This window comes from Cytobacillus pseudoceanisediminis (genome assembly GCF_023516215.1).
Classification (GTDB): domain Bacteria; phylum Bacillota; class Bacilli; order Bacillales; family Cytobacillaceae; genus Cytobacillus; species Cytobacillus pseudoceanisediminis.
On record NZ_CP097349.1, the window covers coordinates 4,196,104 to 4,213,720 of the forward strand.

The 17,617-nt window shown below is 42.4% G+C and carries 16 protein-coding genes and 3 pseudogenes; 14 read left to right on the forward strand and 5 right to left on the reverse strand.

Annotated elements, in window-relative coordinates; all coding sequences use genetic code 11:
* Positions 1-25: 25 nt before the first annotated feature.
* The 6 genes from M5V91_RS22665 (at position 26) to M5V91_RS22690 (ending at position 4,848) form a co-directional block, all read left to right on the forward strand.
* The gene (locus M5V91_RS22665; RefSeq protein WP_284521504.1) at positions 26-1,576 is read left to right on the forward strand and encodes a ribonuclease YeeF family protein; all 1,551 of its coding nucleotides are present in this window, start codon (positions 26-28) and stop codon (positions 1,574-1,576) included.
* Between the two features lie 8 nt (positions 1,577-1,584).
* Positions 1,585-1,788, forward strand: coding sequence for an HNH/ENDO VII family nuclease (locus M5V91_RS22670; RefSeq protein ID WP_284521505.1), 204 nt, complete (start codon positions 1,585-1,587; stop codon positions 1,786-1,788).
* 18 nt (positions 1,789-1,806) lie between these two features.
* Complete coding sequence (locus tag M5V91_RS22675; protein ID WP_026041605.1) at positions 1,807-2,232, forward strand: SMI1/KNR4 family protein; 426 nt, start codon at positions 1,807-1,809, stop codon at positions 2,230-2,232.
* Between the two features lie 530 nt (positions 2,233-2,762).
* Complete coding sequence (locus tag M5V91_RS22680; protein WP_157888563.1) at positions 2,763-2,936, forward strand: hypothetical protein; 174 nt, start codon at positions 2,763-2,765, stop codon at positions 2,934-2,936.
* Between the two features lie 284 nt (positions 2,937-3,220).
* The gene (locus M5V91_RS22685; protein WP_099049181.1) at positions 3,221-4,384 is read left to right on the forward strand and encodes an HNH endonuclease; all 1,164 of its coding nucleotides are present in this window, start codon (positions 3,221-3,223) and stop codon (positions 4,382-4,384) included.
* Between the two features lie 14 nt (positions 4,385-4,398).
* Complete coding sequence (locus tag M5V91_RS22690; RefSeq protein WP_251174363.1) at positions 4,399-4,848, forward strand: SMI1/KNR4 family protein; 450 nt, start codon at positions 4,399-4,401, stop codon at positions 4,846-4,848.
* Between the two features lie 518 nt (positions 4,849-5,366).
* Here M5V91_RS22690 and M5V91_RS22695 read toward each other — a convergent pair.
* Positions 5,367-5,831: a DUF8821 family protein gene (locus M5V91_RS22695; RefSeq protein WP_009332427.1), complete on the reverse strand. Its 465-nt coding sequence runs from the start codon at positions 5,829-5,831 to the stop codon at positions 5,367-5,369.
* 21 nt (positions 5,832-5,852) lie between these two features.
* Entirely contained in the window at positions 5,853-6,332 is a 480-nt protein-coding gene (locus M5V91_RS22700) for a GyrI-like domain-containing protein (protein ID WP_009332426.1), read from the reverse strand.
* Positions 6,333-6,442: 110 nt separating this feature from the next.
* Here M5V91_RS22700 and M5V91_RS22705 point away from each other — a divergent pair, with 110 nt between their 5' ends.
* Positions 6,443-7,405 carry a helix-turn-helix transcriptional regulator gene (locus M5V91_RS22705; RefSeq protein WP_251174362.1) on the forward strand — a complete coding sequence of 321 codons (963 nt, stop codon included), beginning with the start codon at positions 6,443-6,445 and terminating at the stop codon, positions 7,403-7,405.
* A gap of 60 nt (positions 7,406-7,465) precedes the next feature.
* On the opposite strand, the pseudogene M5V91_RS22710 reads toward M5V91_RS22705, so the two are convergent.
* Positions 7,466-7,928: pseudogene (locus tag M5V91_RS22710) on the reverse strand (SRPBCC family protein).
* Positions 7,929-8,399: 471 nt separating this feature from the next.
* On the opposite strand from M5V91_RS22710, the gene M5V91_RS22715 reads away from it, so the two are divergent.
* From M5V91_RS22715 to M5V91_RS22740, 6 genes and pseudogenes are all read left to right on the forward strand, one after another.
* Positions 8,400-9,785, forward strand: coding sequence for an amino acid permease (locus M5V91_RS22715; RefSeq protein WP_019383523.1), 1,386 nt, complete (start codon positions 8,400-8,402; stop codon positions 9,783-9,785).
* Between the two features lie 384 nt (positions 9,786-10,169).
* Positions 10,170-10,361 carry a hypothetical protein gene (locus tag M5V91_RS22720; protein ID WP_251174361.1) on the forward strand — a complete coding sequence of 64 codons (192 nt, stop codon included), beginning with the start codon at positions 10,170-10,172 and terminating at the stop codon, positions 10,359-10,361.
* Complete coding sequence (locus tag M5V91_RS22725; RefSeq protein WP_251174360.1) at positions 10,342-10,599, forward strand: GNAT family N-acetyltransferase; 258 nt, start codon at positions 10,342-10,344, stop codon at positions 10,597-10,599. The genes M5V91_RS22720 and M5V91_RS22725 overlap by 20 nt, the downstream gene beginning before the upstream one ends.
* Positions 10,600-10,923: 324 nt before the next feature.
* On the forward strand, positions 10,924-11,559 hold the full coding sequence (locus tag M5V91_RS22730; RefSeq protein WP_251174383.1) for a helix-turn-helix domain-containing protein: 636 nt from the start codon (positions 10,924-10,926) through the stop codon (positions 11,557-11,559).
* A gap of 31 nt (positions 11,560-11,590) precedes the next feature.
* Positions 11,591-12,555, forward strand: a pseudogene (locus tag M5V91_RS31000) (LCP family protein).
* A 13-nt stretch (positions 12,556-12,568) separates the two neighbouring features.
* Positions 12,569-13,735 (forward strand): annotated as a pseudogene (locus M5V91_RS22740) (FtsW/RodA/SpoVE family cell cycle protein).
* 80 nt (positions 13,736-13,815) lie between these two features.
* On the opposite strand, the gene M5V91_RS22745 reads toward M5V91_RS22740, so the two are convergent.
* Positions 13,816-14,994: an MFS transporter gene (locus M5V91_RS22745; RefSeq protein WP_019383529.1), complete on the reverse strand. Its 1,179-nt coding sequence runs from the start codon at positions 14,992-14,994 to the stop codon at positions 13,816-13,818.
* A 79-nt stretch (positions 14,995-15,073) separates the two neighbouring features.
* On the opposite strand from M5V91_RS22745, the gene yeiL reads away from it, so the two are divergent.
* Complete coding sequence (gene yeiL, locus M5V91_RS22750) at positions 15,074-15,751, forward strand: transcriptional regulator YeiL (protein ID WP_071158171.1); 678 nt, start codon at positions 15,074-15,076, stop codon at positions 15,749-15,751.
* Positions 15,752-16,241: 490 nt separating this feature from the next.
* Here yeiL and guaD read toward each other — a convergent pair whose 3' ends face one another.
* Complete coding sequence (gene guaD, locus M5V91_RS22755) at positions 16,242-17,609, reverse strand: guanine deaminase (protein ID WP_251174359.1); 1,368 nt, start codon at positions 17,607-17,609, stop codon at positions 16,242-16,244.
* Between the last annotated feature and the right edge of the window lie 8 nt (positions 17,610-17,617).

Sequence of the window (17,617 nt, forward strand, 5' to 3'; positions counted from 1 at the left end):
CAACTAAGTGCCAGAGTCCTTTAAGATGGAAATAGAAGAAAATGGAATTTATAATACGGAGCTGATTCTGTTGAAAATTCTTGAAGTAGATTCCTTGCTTGCAGGAATCCGTGAAACCAGCAATCAATTATCGATTCTTAAGGAGCAGGTAAATCAAGTTCAGTTGTCCATCCAGGAGCTGGTGTCTCTTGAAGATGCGTTCAAAGGACAGGGCGGCCAGGCCATACGCGCTTTTTATCAGGAATGCCACCAGCCATTCTTGCAATTCCTTGAATCCTGGATTGAGGAGTATCGATCCTATTTAAAGAGTTTCATAGGTTCATTGAGTAGTCTTGAACCCTCCCCTTCAGGCTTTATCCGCCAGGAATTTCTGGAGCATGAACTCAAACAGGGGCTGAGAACCACTCTGCAGATTACTGCTGAGCTGACACAGGAAGCGAATAACATCATGAAGTCCGTAAGCGATATTGTTGCGCTTCCGCGGCTGGAGGATGGCCGCTTTATTCAGGCAACAAAGAGCGCTGAGGACTCAAGCCGCGAAACCGTTGAGAAATTGGAGGACTTCGACCATCGGGAAACGGCTGCACTGGACCCTCTCCTGCAAGATCTATCCCTCATGAACCAATACATCCAAAAAGTCGCGGGCTTGTTTCAAAGCGGCATCTTATCTGTGGCCCAATACCAGCCTGAATCTCTCAACTGGAAGGATTTCCACGAGGAAATATCGAATCCCAATCCAGAAAGCGGGCAAAGTATTCTTCAAGATATAGCTGAAGGAGCCATTGAGGGGGCATCCAAGGCTGTAGGGGACACATGGGAAGGGCTGAAGTCGACCTATGAGCTGGGCAGAACCATCCTGGGACCATTTAGTCCGCTGTATTTAGGAAGTGAATTGCTGTTTAACCGTGACCAGCTGCTCGAAAACCAAAGGAAGCACCAGGAATTTTACTTAGGCATTATAAATGACCCTATAGTAAAAGTGCGCCGGGCTTTAGATATGCCGAAATATATATGGTCCGCTGTCACCACCGCCTGGGAGCGGGATGTCGTATATGGGGATGCCAAAAGCCGGACAGCCTTCTTTACCTATGGCCTGACTTCCCTGGGAATTGGCATTCTTGGGGATAAGGGGATTGGGAAAGCTGGAACCATTGCTAAGACGGTTGGCCAGGCTGGTAAAGGAGAGAAGGCACTTTCTATTTACACGCCGGTTCAGACACCGGCCATGGCTGGAGGGAGACTGGCTCAGGGGCCTGTGCCTTATAATGTTATTAATGATCCGTTGACGAAGATTAAGACGGTGACTGATGATGTGTTTGGGATTAAGGGTACGGGCAAAGCTGCGGGGCTAAAATCAAGAAAATTATCTTCTGAACAAATTGAATTAGATTGGCTAGATGACAAGTATACTGCTGTAGAAGTAAAAGGAACAGTTAATGTTGGAGGAAAGAAAGTAGATGTATCAAGAAGAGTGTACCAAATTGAGATTGATAAAAATTATGTACCTAATAATCCGAAGGCACTAGGAAAGTCGAATGGAGAATTAATGGAAAAGGGAAATCCCCATATATTGTAAAAGACGGAGTGGAAAGTAAAGTTGAATTACACCATTTAGTTCAAAAAGAACCTGGTGGAATGGTTGAAATTGCGGAGTTAACTCATGATAAATACGATTCGACGCTACATGGTTTAGTTGAAAATGGAAAAAGTTTTAGGAATAATCCAGAACTCGAAAAAATGTATAATAACTTTAGAAGTAACTATTGGAAAATGCGTGCTAGTGAGTAATAGGAGTGAGTTTAATTGATGAATGAAAGAATTATAAAGATGATCGAAAAATATGGTGAAGAAGATGATTTTTTTGGAGAAGTATCAGAAGAATATATTAATAAGGCTGAAGAAAGACTTAAAGTTAAATTTCCTCGAAGTTACCGCAATTTTATAAAAAAATATGGTTCGGGAGGAATATGTGGAGTGGAGCTTGAAGGTGTTCAGGGGAATTTAGGAGCATCTGTAGTTAATGCAACAGAGAGATGGAGAAAATTAGGGTTGGGTTTGAACTTAATTGTTTTAGAGGACTCGGGAGAATTTGTTAGATGTATGTATAGTGCAGATATTAAAGATGACAGAGTATTTAGTTGGGAAAGGGCGGGGACAGATTTACACCCAAGGTATAATACATTTGACGACTATGTAATAGACATATTTCAAGAAGGAATTGATAACTGGTAAAAAAACAATGAGGTGAATCCAAGGGATACTTATTAATCAATTGCACTTGATGTCAACTGGGACTGAACCCGTTTTCGGTACAGTAATGAAAGCACCTTTAACCAGCTACCAAAAATTAATAAAATAATAGGTATAGGATTTAAGGAATTGAATCTATCTAATTTTATAAAGGAATTCACAGGTGGGCTACAGGAGATGTTGGCTCACCTTTTGTTCTGTTAGGGAACTTAAAAGGGTCTATGATGACATGCCGAATTCTCTTTGCTTCGTAGCGGGATGTCGTAAATGGAGACGCCAAAAGCCGGACAGCCTTCTTTACCTATGGCCTGACTTCAATTGGGATTGGTATTCTTGGGGATAAGGGGATAGGAAAGCCAGGCACGATAGCCAAGACGGTTGGCCAGGCTGGTAAAGGAGAGAAGACACTTCCGATTTACAAGCCGGTTCAGACACCAGCAGTGGCTGGAGGACTGGCTCAGGGGTCGTTCCCATATAATGTTCTTTATGATCCTTTAACGAAGATCAAGAGGGTGACAGAGAAAGTATTTGGAGTTAAGGGTAAAAATCACTCTATTTATATTGACCAAATTGATTATGGAGCTTATTTGAAAAAGAACAAAGGTGAACCACCAAGTGATATGTATGATCCTCATGCCCATCATATTGTATTAAGAAAGGAAATGGGAAAGCTCAACAGGAATTAGTATAAAGAAGGACAGGAAATATTAAAAGAATATGACATTGATCCAATTTTGGGGCTTGAAAACCTGGTATGGGCACCAAATAGAGTCAAGGGTCAACATGGAATTGAAGCACTTAGGAATGGGCTACCAATGACGAATATACTGTGATTAATAATCATAAAGACTAGGTAACGCTAGGCATCAAAGCGAGCCAAGGATTCAAGCCGCGAAACGTTGAGAAACTGTATGACTTCGACCATCGGAAAACGGCTGCACTGGACCCTCTCCTGCATGATTTATCCCTCATGAACCAGTACCTCCAAAAAATGGCGGTCATATTCCAAAGCGGCAACTTATCTCTAACCCATTATCAGCCAAAAACTCTTTCCTGGAAGGATTTCCATGAGGAAATATCGAATCCCAATCCAGAAAGCGAGCAAAGTATCCTTCATGATATGGCTGAAGGAGTCATCGAGGGTGCATCCAAAGCTATAGAAGATACATGGGAAGGACTGAAGTCAACCTATGAGCTGGGACGGACCATCATGGGGCCGTTCAGTCCGTTGTTTTTGGGCAATGAATTTCTGTTTAACCGTGACCAGCTTCTTGAAAACCAAAGGAAGCATCGGGAATTTTATTTAGGCATTTTAAATGACCCCATAGGAAAAGCACGCCAGGCTCTGGATATGCCGAAATATATATGGTCCGCTGTCTCAAGTGCCTGGGAGCGAGATGTCATAAATGGTAGTGCCAAGAGCCGGACAGCCTTCTTTACCTATGGCCTGACTTCCCTGGGAATTGGCATTCTTGGGGATAAGGGGATTGGGAAAGCTGGAACCATTGCTAAGACAGTTGGCCAGGCTGGTAAAGGAGAGAAGGCACTTTCTATTTACACGCCGGTTCAGACACCGGCCATGGCTGGAGGGAGACTGGCTCAGGGGCCTGTGCCGTATAATGTTCTTAATGATCCGTTTACGAAGATTAAGGCGGTGACTGATGATGTGTTTGGGGTTAAGGGTACGGGTAAAAGTAATTTAGAAGTCCAATTTACCAAAGAACAACTTGCCACTAAACCGTCATATTCGCCTGCCCCGGATAAATGGACAAAGAAAGGCGGTAAAGTGACAATTGATGAAGATGGCACTTGGGTGTATACAAATAAAAAGGGACAGACTGTAAGGTATCCTGATGGTTATCCAGACTTCACTGAATATGCACATCCAACTGTTAAGCCGGTAGAAATTGAAATTGCAAATCCAACCAATCGTCCATTGGATTATAAAAATGCTAATGTAGAGGCAGGATTAAGTAAAGATTCTGATCCTCCTGTGCCCGCATTAGATAAGCCACCTGTGGGATATATCTGGCATCATCATCAAAATGGGAAAACGATGATTCTAGTAGATAAAGATATTCATAGACAATTTACTCATACGGGAGGAGTATCGACAGTTAATGGAAAAAAATAAGGGAGGATATAAAAATGGTCAAAATTGAAGGTTCTCATAAGAAACTTACTATAGAAGAAATTAAACAGTTTGAAATAGATAATGGTGTGAAATTAACAGAAAAATACACTGAATTTTTACTTAAATGGAATGGTGGATACCCGAAAGAAAGTATATTTACTATTTCAGATAAAATGGGAAAAAGTGTTTTGAATGTATTTAATGGTATAGGTGAAATGTACGATAATCTAGAAAAAGTTATAGATATATACGAATATAGGCTTGCTAAAGGCTTTATACCAATAGCAGATGATCCAGTAGGCAATGTTATATGCTTAGGTACGGAGGAACCTTTTTACGACAAGATTTATTTTTGGGATCATGAACAGGAACCTGAAGACCCAGATGATATGAGTAATATGTATTTTTTAGCAAATGATATTGATGAATTTTTAGATAATTTATATGAGGACACAGAAGAATAAAAAGAAGTATTAACATGAAGAACATTATACAGTTATTTTAAAGCACTTGATTGTTTAATAGGCAACAAGTGCTTTTGGTGAGAAATTTATGCTTTTGGACAACATAAAAAATGCTTATGAAATTCATAACTCATGATGGTTGTACTATCACAGTAATATATTTAATACTTCCTTTGTGAAAGAAGTACGATAAAAAGACGAGATGACATTTTAGAGCCCGAAAGCCTTGTTTGATGCTAAGGGTGCTAATAAAGATATTAAGAATTAAAGTGCAGCCATATTCTCTCTTTACTCAGTGGCACTCGCTTTCCAAGGGGCATCCGGAATAGAGATATGCCTGAGCCCACCTTACTGCCTATATACATTTCCAGAGTTCAGGCACCTGTGTAGTAATTCTAATTTAACGAAACTTTACGAAAAAGTAACAGCACCCCCTAATATAATGGAGAGGTGCTGTTTTGTAATTGCCTACATGTATTGTCTGTATCATTGTCCTTAGAGTTGAATTATTTCTAACCCTAATACTCCCCTCTAATTACAAAAAACGACCCCCGAATAACCCCCGCCAATTTAGACTTCCGCCTGGCAAACTTAAACTTCCCTTCTAATTCCTTTGGTATTTCCATTCCCTCAGAAAGTTTAAAACCAACAGCACGTTTCTTGGGGTCATCAACCGTATACATGACGTTGACACTAAGGCCATCCTCATAAAAGACGTAGGTCCATTTAATATTTTCGACTTGAAATTGGGAAGTTTCTAAAGGTTTGGCTGCAAACTCTATATCCCGTTCTTTTTTCAAGATATGGTTTACATAATCAAGGGTTTCCTGGCTTTCGCTGGCAGGTACAACGGTAAATTCATGCTTATATTTAGTCATGAAGTAACGGGCCTCATTTGCACGCAAACCAGCAAGGGCTTCCGCTGCCGGTGAAGACTCTAGACCAGCTGCAGACACATTTTTGAAATCAACAATATAGGACATTTTCATCCCGCCTTTTATTTCCTATTTCCTAACAACAGGAATCCACATTTCACCAAATACTAAGCCATTTCGCTGGCCCATTTCAACCGCTGCATTGGGCCCGCCAACATAGGCAACATTTGTTGCTTCCGGCAAGACTTGACCAAAGGCCATGCCGGTAAGCATATTGCTCAACATTTCAGCTGTCTCGGCTTCCCCTTTAACAACGATGTATTCTCCTTTAGGGAATTGGATCAGTCTGGATGCTTCTGGGAGCGACTCCTCTGTCATGACGCCGGCATAATGCATCATCTTGTTATTCACCGCTTCGTTCACGGTAAAAATGTAATCATTTGCGGCAATAGCTTTTAATTTATCAAGCCTGCCATCCTGTTTAACTGCCTGCCAAAAATCCGCCTTTTCCTTATTGATGCCGGCATAGTCTGTGTAATCGCTCTTCAGTTCAGTTCCGATGCCTAAAACCGTAAAGCCTTCTTTTTCTTCCAGAGTATAATCTGCCATAATCAAAACCTTCCTTCTCTAAAAATTGATCAAATGATTTATCTTTTCACTTGATGAGTTTATAATAACTTTAAATCATGTCAAAAAATGATACTGTTTAGGAGGTCCCCATGAAAAAAGTTGAACGGATTAATGTGATGATGCGGTATATCAATAACCGCGCCCACTTTACTATTTCTGAAATCATGCGGGAATTTAACATCTCCCGTTCAACGGCTATTAGAGATATTCGGGAAATTGAAGCCATGGGGATGCCGCTTGTCGCTGAAGTTGGCAGGGATGGGGGTTATTTTGTCATGAACAATTCTGTCCTGCCCACTGTCCGCTTTACTGATAATGAAATCAAAGCACTGTTTATTGCCTTTATGGCTACAAGAAACCTTCAGCTCCCTTATCTAAAGAGCCGTCAGTCTTTAGCTGAAAAATTAATCGGCCTCATCTCAGAAGCCCAGCAGGAAGACATTGTTCTATTAAATAAAATCCTGCTGTTTGAAGGGACCAACCCCAATAATCCCGACCTGCTTGAACTGTCGGACCTCCCTCATCCGATGCTGGAGAAACTCATCCAAACCCTTCTTTTGGATAGATATTTATTGATTACCATTAACGAAGAGAAGGAAATCAGGTCTTATCCCATTTATCTCTTGCACCTTTATCGTGAAAAAAGCATCTGGCTGATTGAAGGCTTTGACTTAAAGGAAGGAAAGAAACAAATTTTCCCCGTGGACAATCTCACCAGCGTCGAACCATATCCTGTGAACAAAAGAGTAAGCAGAAAAAATATTATAGAAAAAATAAGCAAGCAGGAGGAAGTAATCAATCTTGTCCTTGAACTCGGTCCACAGGCGATTGCCCAGTTCAAAAAATACCATCCTTTAAAAGTATCCATTTCTTATACAAATCCTTACCAAACGACAGCCGTTCTAAAGACTTTTATCAATGTCAATAATTCAGAAGAACTGACCGAAATGACCAATTGGCTGCTTTTCCTCGGAGGGGATATCAAGGTCAGGGAGATGCCGGAAGAAATCTTAGAAGGTTTACAAGAGAGATTAGGCTTATTCTGCCCATAAGCAGAGCTAGTTAAAACCTTGCATTTGCCAGGTTTGCAGAACCCCTAATGCTCTTTAATTTTACATACAAGCCAGATGCTCCTCAAGGCGCTCCATTGTCTGTTCGGCACCTGGGGCGGCATATGTTTTCACCTTAATCAAATACAGCGGCAGTTTCTTCAACAATTGTGGTATACGTTTTGCCATCCAGATCCTCAAAGGCCGCTGTGGCGAGAAAATGGGGAAATCCATCATGTTTGAAGACGATTCGCTTGGGTTTAACGACCTCAACAAAGACGTTGGTATTAGGAAAATCAACGCCATCAGGACCGTGCATGATAAACTGCCATGTACCGCCCGGTTTCATATCGAATGTTTGAGAAGTCAACGTAAAACCTTGAGGACCCCACCACTTTGACAGATGCTCTTCTTTCGTCCAAGAATCAAATACAAGATCAACAGGCGCATCAAATACGCGGGTCACTGTAATTTCACGGTCCCCTATTTGGGTTGTCATTTTGTTTGTTGAGTTGTTTTGGTTCATGTTGATCCCTCCAAGTTAAATTTGATTAAAACCATATCACTAATCCCTCTTGCCCATTAGCTATTCAGCCGCCATATTATTAATTTGCTAATCGTTTATCATTATCCTTCCGATAAACGGTGTGAGATTCTCCTGATTTAATTGTTAAATAGTCTTTGATAAGTTTAAGTGGCTTCTTACACTATTTCATCCTAAATGCAGCGTTATTAAGCAAGGTGTTTTAAGTATAAATAGAAAGGAGCAATTACTTCTCTCCTTTGATTAGGTCAGAAGTATTTTTGTATTTTAATATAGTATTTATTTGTGACTCTTTCCTGTTGTTAACATTGATATACAGCCATTTATTAAAATATTCCATTGTAATTATTAGTGGTATTTATTATTATAAATGAGTATTTTAGTACAAGATTAAGAATCTTTTTAACCAATATTTCTTGATATTTCAATATTTTCAACAAAGGAGGATATGGAGTGGCAAACAAAGAATTGAAGAGAGGCTTAGAATCACGTCACATTCAGATGATTGCTCTGGGTGGTACGATTGGTGTCGGCTTATTTATGGGATCAGCAAGCACCATTCAATGGACAGGACCGTCTGTGCTTCTTGCTTATATAACTGCAGGGATTTTTATCTACTTCATCATGCGTGCCATGGGGGAAATGTTGTATTTAGAGCCTAACACGGGGTCCTTTGCCACATTTGGCTATAAGTATATTCATCCATTGGCTGGGTATTTGACTGCCTGGAGCAACTGGTTTCAATGGGTAATAGTCGGGATGGCTGAAATTATTGCCGTCGGTGCCTACATGCAATACTGGTTTCCTGACTTGCCTGCGTGGATACCGGGTATCATTGCCATGGTGATGCTGGGAGCCGCGAATTTAATATCCGTTAAATCATTTGGTGAATTTGAATTTTGGTTTTCCTTGATTAAAGTTGTAACGATCATCTTAATGATCATTGCCGGTTTTGGGCTTATTTTCTTCGGAATTGGCAATGGAGGTGAGGCAATTGGTTTTTCTAATCTTTGGGAGCATGGCGGATTCTTTACAGGCGGATGGACAGGCTTTTTCTTTGCCCTATCCCTTGTAATTGGAGCGTATCAAGGCGTTGAACTAATTGGAATTACAGCAGGGGAAGCAAAAGACCCCAGGAAAACGCTTACGAGTGCAATTCAAAGTATCATTTGGCGGATTTTGATTTTCTATATAGGGGCTATTTTGGTGATTGTAACTGTATATCCTTGGGATCAGCTTCAATCGGTCGGAAGCCCATTTGTGGCTACTTTTGCAAAAGTAGGAATTACTGCGGCTGCAGGAATTATTAACTTTGTTGTTATTACAGCGGCGATGTCCGGCTGCAACAGCGGTATTTATAGTGCAGGTCGTATGCTTTATACGTTAGGAGTAAATGGGCAGGCACCTAAATTCTTTACGAAAATATCTTCTCAAGGTGTACCGATTGTCGGTACTATGGGTGTACTGATTGGTTTAGCGGTTGGTGTTGTTTTAAGCTATATTGCACCAGAAAATTTATTTGTCTATGTATACAGTGCAAGTGTTCTTCCAGGTATGGTTCCATGGTTTGTCATCTTAATCAGCCAAATTAAGTTTAGAAAAGCAAAAGGAGCTGAAATGGACAAGCATCCATTCAAAATGCCTTTTGCTCCTGTGACCAATTATTTAACCATCGCATTTTTATTGATGGTATTAGTGGGAATGTGGCTGAATGATGATACCCGGATCTCGCTGATCGCAGGTATTGTTTTTCTGGGAATTGTAACTTTAAGTTATTTCGCTTTTGGAATAGGAAAGCGTGTACCACGAGATTCTGGAGAAGATAAAGAAGCAGCTTAATAGAGAAGAATTCCTTCAGCATATTGAGCTGATATGCTCATTGAAAGAACATTAAACCAAAGATGATTCAACGTGCAATTCTGCAGATAAATTGATAAAAGCATTATAATTATTACCACCTTGATAGACTAAATGTCTCTTAAGGTGGTCTTTTTTATCTGCTCCTATTGGCGCTCGCGGATAATCTATGTGTCTAATGGAAGGCAGTGCCTCCCTCTAAAATAAGAACTCTTATCCCGCAATATCCTAAAGGTGTTCACATTGAAGGATTTTCATTTAGATCTGTGGAATTCTGTATTCAGAAAGCCAAATTTCAGGTTTCTCCCCCACAAACATCCGGGGAGGCACACAGGTAACGGAGAAAATTTATTTCAGGGGGATCACATGATCGAATTCAAAGAAATAGACCGGCATAATTTTTTTGATGTAATTGATTTGCGTGTAGCAGACGAGCAGAAATTGTTTGTAGCGCCGAATGTGTTTTCGCTTGCACAGGCAAAGGCATTTCCGGAGTGTATTTGTTTAGCGATCTATCAGGATGTTAGTGGGCTTTACGATGTATTGCATAGATTCTGACGATAAGGAATATTGGATATACCGCCTGATGATTGACGCGAAGCACCAGTCAAAAGGGTATGGAAAAGAGGCCATGGAGAAGCTGATCGAGCGGATTAAACAGGATCAAGAGCATAAGGTGATTTATTTAAGCTTTGAGCCAGAAAACAATCTGGCGAAGGGGTTGTATGAAAAATTGGGCTTTGAAGCCGATGGCCGGATAATTGATGGGGAAATCGTTTATAAGATAACGTATTAATCAAAAGAGCTCCTTCTGAGGGGCTTTTATTAATTCAGGCTTGCCGTTATTTTCATGGAGGTGAATCAATTGACAGGGGAGTTTAAAAAAAGAAAAAATGGATGGTATTGATCATTTCGGTCGGCTTGTTAATTGCTGGACTGCTCGATATTAAGTATCAAGGACTATTCTTTCAGCTATTGCCAGAATCTATTCAATCAAAGATAGCTGATATTTATTAAGCAAATAGAAAAGTCGGCCTTTAATAGGTTAAATGAAAGTAGTGTTGACAAAATGTCAACACTATTTGTATATTGATAGAAGCTGAACATGTTGGAAAGGAAAATGAGTATGGCAGATAAAAGCAATGAAATAGGCCAGCTGCTTAAGAGCTTACTGAAGGAGCGGTCTTTATCCATGAGGAAATTCAGTCAGATGACTGGAGTCGATACGGCGGTCATATCAAAAATTATTAATGGAAAACGAAAAGCGAACCCCGAGCATTTGGAGCGGTTTGCGGATTATTTTGGAGTATCAATCTCCCGGTTTTATGAGAGCGCAGGGTACCCTATAGATCCAAAGCAGACGGAACTGAATGAGTCGATTGGCTATATTCAGGCTGTTCTTGAATCCACAAGTTTAGTAGATAAAGAGTTTCGGCTGGAAGATGTGAAGCAGGAACTTGAAAAATACCAGCAGTTCTCTCAAACCAAGGAAGGGGCCAAAACCATTCAGTCCAAGTTTGAGGAGAAGGTGGAGAAAGTGGGGAGCATCGGTCCCTTTATTCATTATTTAAAGGACATGTACGGGAAATTCTCTATGCGGAGCGGGAATAAGCTGGAGCTTGCTATGATGGGCGGGGCACTCCTCTATTTTATCACGGCCGTTGACTGTATCCCGGATTATGTCTTTCCGGTCGGTTATATAGACGATGCACTGGTCATCAATTGGGTGATGAATGGACTGTCGCTGAAAAAATAAATTGCGGAAAATAAGTAGGATGGGAGAAAAAATGAGCAGACAAAATCGCTATAAAAGAAAAAGCAGAGTGCTTAAACTGACTGCAGCATTGCTGGCAGTGAGTGCGGCTGTGATCGGATACTTTGTCTATCAATACCAGGCGGGAATAAGCATGGCAGAACCGGTTGAACAGCAGGAATATGAGTTCCATGGGGAGAAAAGCCTCGACGATAAAATCAATGTACTTCTATTGGGAGTCGATGCACGGCCGGATGAGGGAAAATCCCGCACTGACTCCATCATGGTCGCCCAATACGATCCGAAGGAAGGGACAGCCAAGGTCATCTCGATCATGCGGGATATTTACACAGAAATTCCCGGATATAAGAACTACAAAATTAACACTGCCTTTTATCTGGGCGGACCGGAATTGCTGCGGGAAACCTTGAAAGATGACTTTGACTTGGATATTGAGTATTACGCCCTGATCGATTTTACAGGCTTCGAGAAAATGGTGGATGCTCTTGCCCCTGATGGCATTGAAATGGATGTTGAAAAAAGATGTCAGCTAATATCGGCGTGTCCCTTGAGCCCGGATTGCAAAGGCTGAACGGGAAGGAATTATTGGGATATGCCCGTTTTCGCAAGGATGCAGAGGCCGATTTCGGACGGGTAAGGCGCCAGCAGCAGGTCATCAATGCACTAAAGGACGAGTTTTTAAGTGTTAGTGGTGTGGTAAAGCTGCCGAAGCTGATAGGAACTGCTCAGCCCTATATTCAGACGAATCTTCAAGGCGCAGAACTTCTCGCTATCATGAAGGACGTCGCTATGCACAGGCCTGATAAGGTGGAAACACTGACCATTCCCATCCAGAATTCTTATACAGATGTAAGGTATGAGGGGGTAGGGCTGGCACTGGATATTGATTTTGAGACAAATAAAGAGGCAATCCGATCCTTTTTGGAGGGGGACTCCAGGAAATCAGGGATAGACGCATCCAGCGGGCAAAGAGATTGAGGAGAACTTCAACATGGGAAATACATATTTGAAACGGCTGGATAAATCGGTCTTGTTCATTATTTGTACATTTAGCATCATGAGTATCCTTTTTATTTACAGCAGCCAGGGGACCGGTCAGTACGGAGACCAGAACTTTGCGCTTAAGCAGGGAGTCAGCTATATGATTGGGTTCGTCCTGCTGATGGCTGTTGCTTATCTGGATGCAGACCAGCTGGAGAGAATTGCATGGCCCCTCTATCTTGTTTGTTTTGCGTCCATCGTTCTTTTGCCGCTTATGCCTCCTGCAGTGGCGCCGTCTATTTTAGGGGCGAAAAGATGGTATAGCCTCCCCTGCTTGGCTCTATACAGCCATCTGAGTTTTTTAAAATCGCTTTGCTTCTGTTAACATCCAGATTAGCTTACAAACACAATTTGCTTTACCAGGTGAGGACGGTTTGGACTGACCTCCTGCTGATTGGCAAAATCCTTCTGGCGACAATCATTCCATCCATCTTTGTCTATCAGCAGCCTGATACCGGCATGGTTGTTCTTTACTTGGCCGGCAGCGCCACCGTCCTCTTTCTGTCCGGCATTCAAAAGAAGATTCTAGCAGCCGCGTGCTTTTTCCGGCGGCAGGCACAGCCATCCTCATGTATGTCTACTTTCAGTATCCATCCGTCTTCTATGATCAGCTGATTCCGTTATTAAAGCCCCACCAGCAGGAGAGAATCCTGGGATGGCTTTCGCCAAGTGAATATGCAGATCATGCATATCAGACGAATAAAGCCATACTGGCGGTGGGAAGCGGGGAATTAAAGGGAAATGGATTTGGCGGCGGAACAGTCTATATTCCTGAAAAGCATACAGATTTCATCTTTGCCACCATTGCGGAAGAAGGCGGGTTTATAGCTGCTGCTGTTGTTCTCAGTTTATTCTTCGTCCTATTGTACCGGATGGCTGTAATCGGCGATCATGCGGAATCGCCCTTTGGTTTGTATATTTGCTCGGGGGCGATAGCGATGTATACCCTGCAAATCTTCCAAAACATCGGGATGACAATCGGGGTCATGCCAGTCAAAGGGATTTCACTGCCCTTATTGTCATATGGGGAAGCTCATTGCTGTCCAATATGATATTCATGGGTATCCTATTATCGATACGAAAGCCGTACCGGAAATATATGTTCGAAGCAAAATAGACGGCAAGCTTCTTTTGAGCTTGCTGTTTTTTTACTTGGATAACACTGAAAAAGAGCATTCCCGAAAAGGGCATGCTCCGCTAACCTGCCAAACTCCCTTCAGTAATTTCCTTCGCATGAACAAGTTTCCTATAAATAACCGCCAGGATCAATGCTGGTATCGTGCAAACCACCATCCCGATAAACGCGTATCTTGGTTCCATTTCATATAAATACCCGCCAAAAATCGTGAAGATGGCTGTGCTCCAGCTAAGAGCGAGTGCAGAGTATATTCCTTGTGTAATCGGCACCTGTTCATGGGGAACGTATTTGATTAAGTATTTCATAAAGGCATAGTGTGCCATGGCAAATGAAAAGGCATGAAGTGTTTGGGCAACCGTAAACATAATCACATGCGGAAAAGCAAATACGAGTATCCAGCGTGCGGTTGAGCCCAATGCTGCCAATGCCAGTAAAGAGCCGATTGAAAATTTGCGGAAAGTCCGGTCGGCAATGAAAAAGAATAGGATTTCTGCAATCACGGCAATGTTAATGATCAGGCCGATTAAATATTGGGGAGCCTGAATTTCCTGCAAATAAATATAGCCATAGTTGTAATAAGAAGCATGTGCTGCCTGCAGTAAAATGACTATGACGAGCACCAGGCCGAAGTGCTGGATGCTGAATAATTTCTTTATGGCGCCTTTTGTCTGGACGCTTTTGGGTTTTTCCGATAAAACGTCCGGCGTATTCATTAAACCGAGGCACAGAAATACGATCATGCCGAGCAGCAGAGCCCAGAATATGGCATCATCCCCAAATGCCCCTGTGAAGAAAGTCAGGATCATGCCGGATACAACGAATCCAATTGACCCCCATGAGCGGCTCTTTCCGTAATCTCTTAATTGCTTACTCTGTACAAGAATGCCTGCAGCACTATCCAATGCTGGCATCAGAGCAGGGTAAAAGAAGTGTAAAAACAGCGTAACCACCAGCAGGCTTGTAAAAGAATTGGCCGGGATATAGCAGAGAATGGCAATCAGTGTGCCGATTCCCATCCCGTTAAGCAGGGTTCTACTGCTGAATTTTCCTGATAAATAGGGAAAGGCAAAGAGTGTGGAAAGGCCCCGTACAGCCAAACCTAGACTCATGATCAAACTCGCTTGTGAAACGGTCATTCCTTTTATATGGATCAGCCACCCTGTCCAATAGGGCAGAAAAACACCCCAGGTCATAAAGAAACTGAAAAACTGTCTGCCCATCCAGCTCTGTGTATTCATTAAATATCCCTCCGATATTTGCATGATATCAGGAAGATTCGTACAATAATATGAGATATCTCATATTTCGGGGTGGAGAATGGAAATTTATAATCAGGAAAAAAGGCAGCATTACCTGGAGCAGTACTCCATTTCGCATTTATTTTCTTTTCAGGTTGAGGAGTTTATGGAAGTACGCGAATATAAGCGGGATGAATGGATTATTCGCGAAGGCATGAGGCCAGATTATTTGTATTATGTTATCGAGGGTAAAGCCAAAATCTATGTAACATATCAAAATGGCAAGGTTTCTTTGATCAATTTTATTAATGCCCACGATTATATCGGCGAAATGGAGCTATTACATGAAGTGTACTATACAAAGGGGATTCAAGCCTCCACGAAGACAATCTGTTTTGCGATGCCTTTGCATAAATACCGCAACAGGCTCCTTGAAGATACGACCTTTCTTCGTGAACTCACCAAGTTTTTAAGTATGAAAGCAACGAAAATGGCTGAAAAGTACTCCCAGAGCCTTTCCTTTCCGCTAGAAAACCGACTGGCGGATTTCATTCTGCAAACCGCTGATGGGGAGGTCTATAAGGAAAAACATGTAACCGTCTGTGATTTTTTAGGGGTATCTTATCGCCACCTATTGCATGTTCTTGTACAGTTTTGCGATAAAGGATACCTGCAGAAGGAAGGGCGGCAATACCTCATTCGGCGGTCAGATGAACTGCACCGGCTTGCTGATGTGCTGAAAAATGACTTACATTAAAAGGAATAAGTCTGAACCAGACGCAACTTCGGACAGGAGAGTGGGAAAACCGAGAGAGAGAGTCTGAACTTGGTGTAACTTCGGACAGGAGAGCCGGAAAACCGGGAGATAGAGTCCGAACTTGGTGTAACTTCGGACAGGAGAGCCGGAAAACCGAGAGAGAGAGTCCGAACTTGGTGTAACTTCGGACAGGAGAGGCGAAAAACCGGGAGATAGAGTCCGAACCGGGCGCAACTTCGGACAGGAGAGCCGGAAAACCGGGAGATAGAGTCCGAACTTGGTGTAACTTCGGACAGGAGAGTGTGAAAACCGAGAGAGAGAGTCCGAACTTGGTGCAACTTCGGACAGGAGAGGCGAAAAACCGGGAGATAGAGTCCGAACCGGGCGCAACTTCGGACAGAAGAAATGGGAATCCAAGGGGAGTAGTCCGAACCCAATGCTCGTTCGGACAAAAGAGGCAGAAGTCATTCTGAACCTTTTACGCAATCCCTCAAGAACGCGAGTGAACCTTTTCCCCTTGTACCCAGACTTCCCGAATATGCTCCGGACGGACGAGATACATGACTTTTTGAAAAATATCATCTAACGCTTCACTTTCGGTAAAGATGGGGAGGCTTGCTCCCGGCACTTTCGTATCGACTATTTGAACGTCCCATGCATAGTTCTCCTGAATTCGCCCAATAGGCAGACTTAAGCTTTCTCCGCCGCCGGCTGTAGCCAGGTAAAAGGCTTCATGGATGGAAAGCCGGGAGTCCGGCACTCCCCGTTCCTCTGCAGGAAGAGCAGAATTTACTCCGTCCTCCAGCATTCTGGAGGAGACAACAGCCTGTTTGGCATTATCATAAAGACTTGGAGTTGCGCCAGCTGAAATATCAGTCCCTAATCCAATATCAATTCCCTTGGCCATAAAGCGCTTGATTGGAATCACGCTATTGGCAAAGTAGGCATTGGACAGCGGACAATGGCTGATTGCGGTGCCTGTACTGGCAAATAGCTCTGCATCATGGTCATCCAGGAAATTGCAATGTGCCATTACCGATTTTTCGCCTAATAATCCGAAATCATGCAGGGCTGCTGCATCATGCTTGCTGAAACGTTCCTGTACATAGATGTGAGCCCAGTCACTTTCGCTGCAGTGGGATTGAATATGTGTATCATATTTGGCAGCCAGTTCACCCAGGCCCTTTAGTGCTTCATCTGAACAGCTTGGTATGAATCGCGGTGTAACGACAGGATACACGCCTTGTTTGACCGTTTTGGCCAGCTCCTTTACCGCTAAAATAAACTCCTCCGTATCGGCTAACGCTGTTTTCGCATCTGCATCCCGATAATAGTCTGGATTTTGTTCAGGATCATCCATGACGACTTTACCCACTAAGCCCCTTTGCCCTTTTTCCGCACATATTTTCGCTAATAATAAACTTGCCTGTTTATGAACGGTAGCAAAGTAAAGGACCGTCGTGGTTCCATTTGCAAGCAGTGTATTCACGAGATCTTCATAAACCTTCTTGGCAAAAGCCAAATCTGCATATTTGGACTCTAATGGAAATGTGTATGTGTGGAGCCAGTCATAGAGGGGAATATCCAAAGCTGTCCCTGATTGAGCCCATTGCGGAGCATGGACATGCAAGTCCACAAAACCAGGAAGGAAATATTGCCCGTCTGCTAAGCGGTGAAAGTTCTCCTGTCCTTCATAGGCAGCCAGCAGGGATTGGTAGTCCTCATGCTCAGGATCCGCGATTTTTTCAATTATCCCATTTGAATTCACGAAAAATAAGTAATCTTTTAAAATATTTATTTTCTTAGGAGAATGACTAGAAAAAGCGGTTCCATGAAAAATATACGTATATTTACTCATATATACCT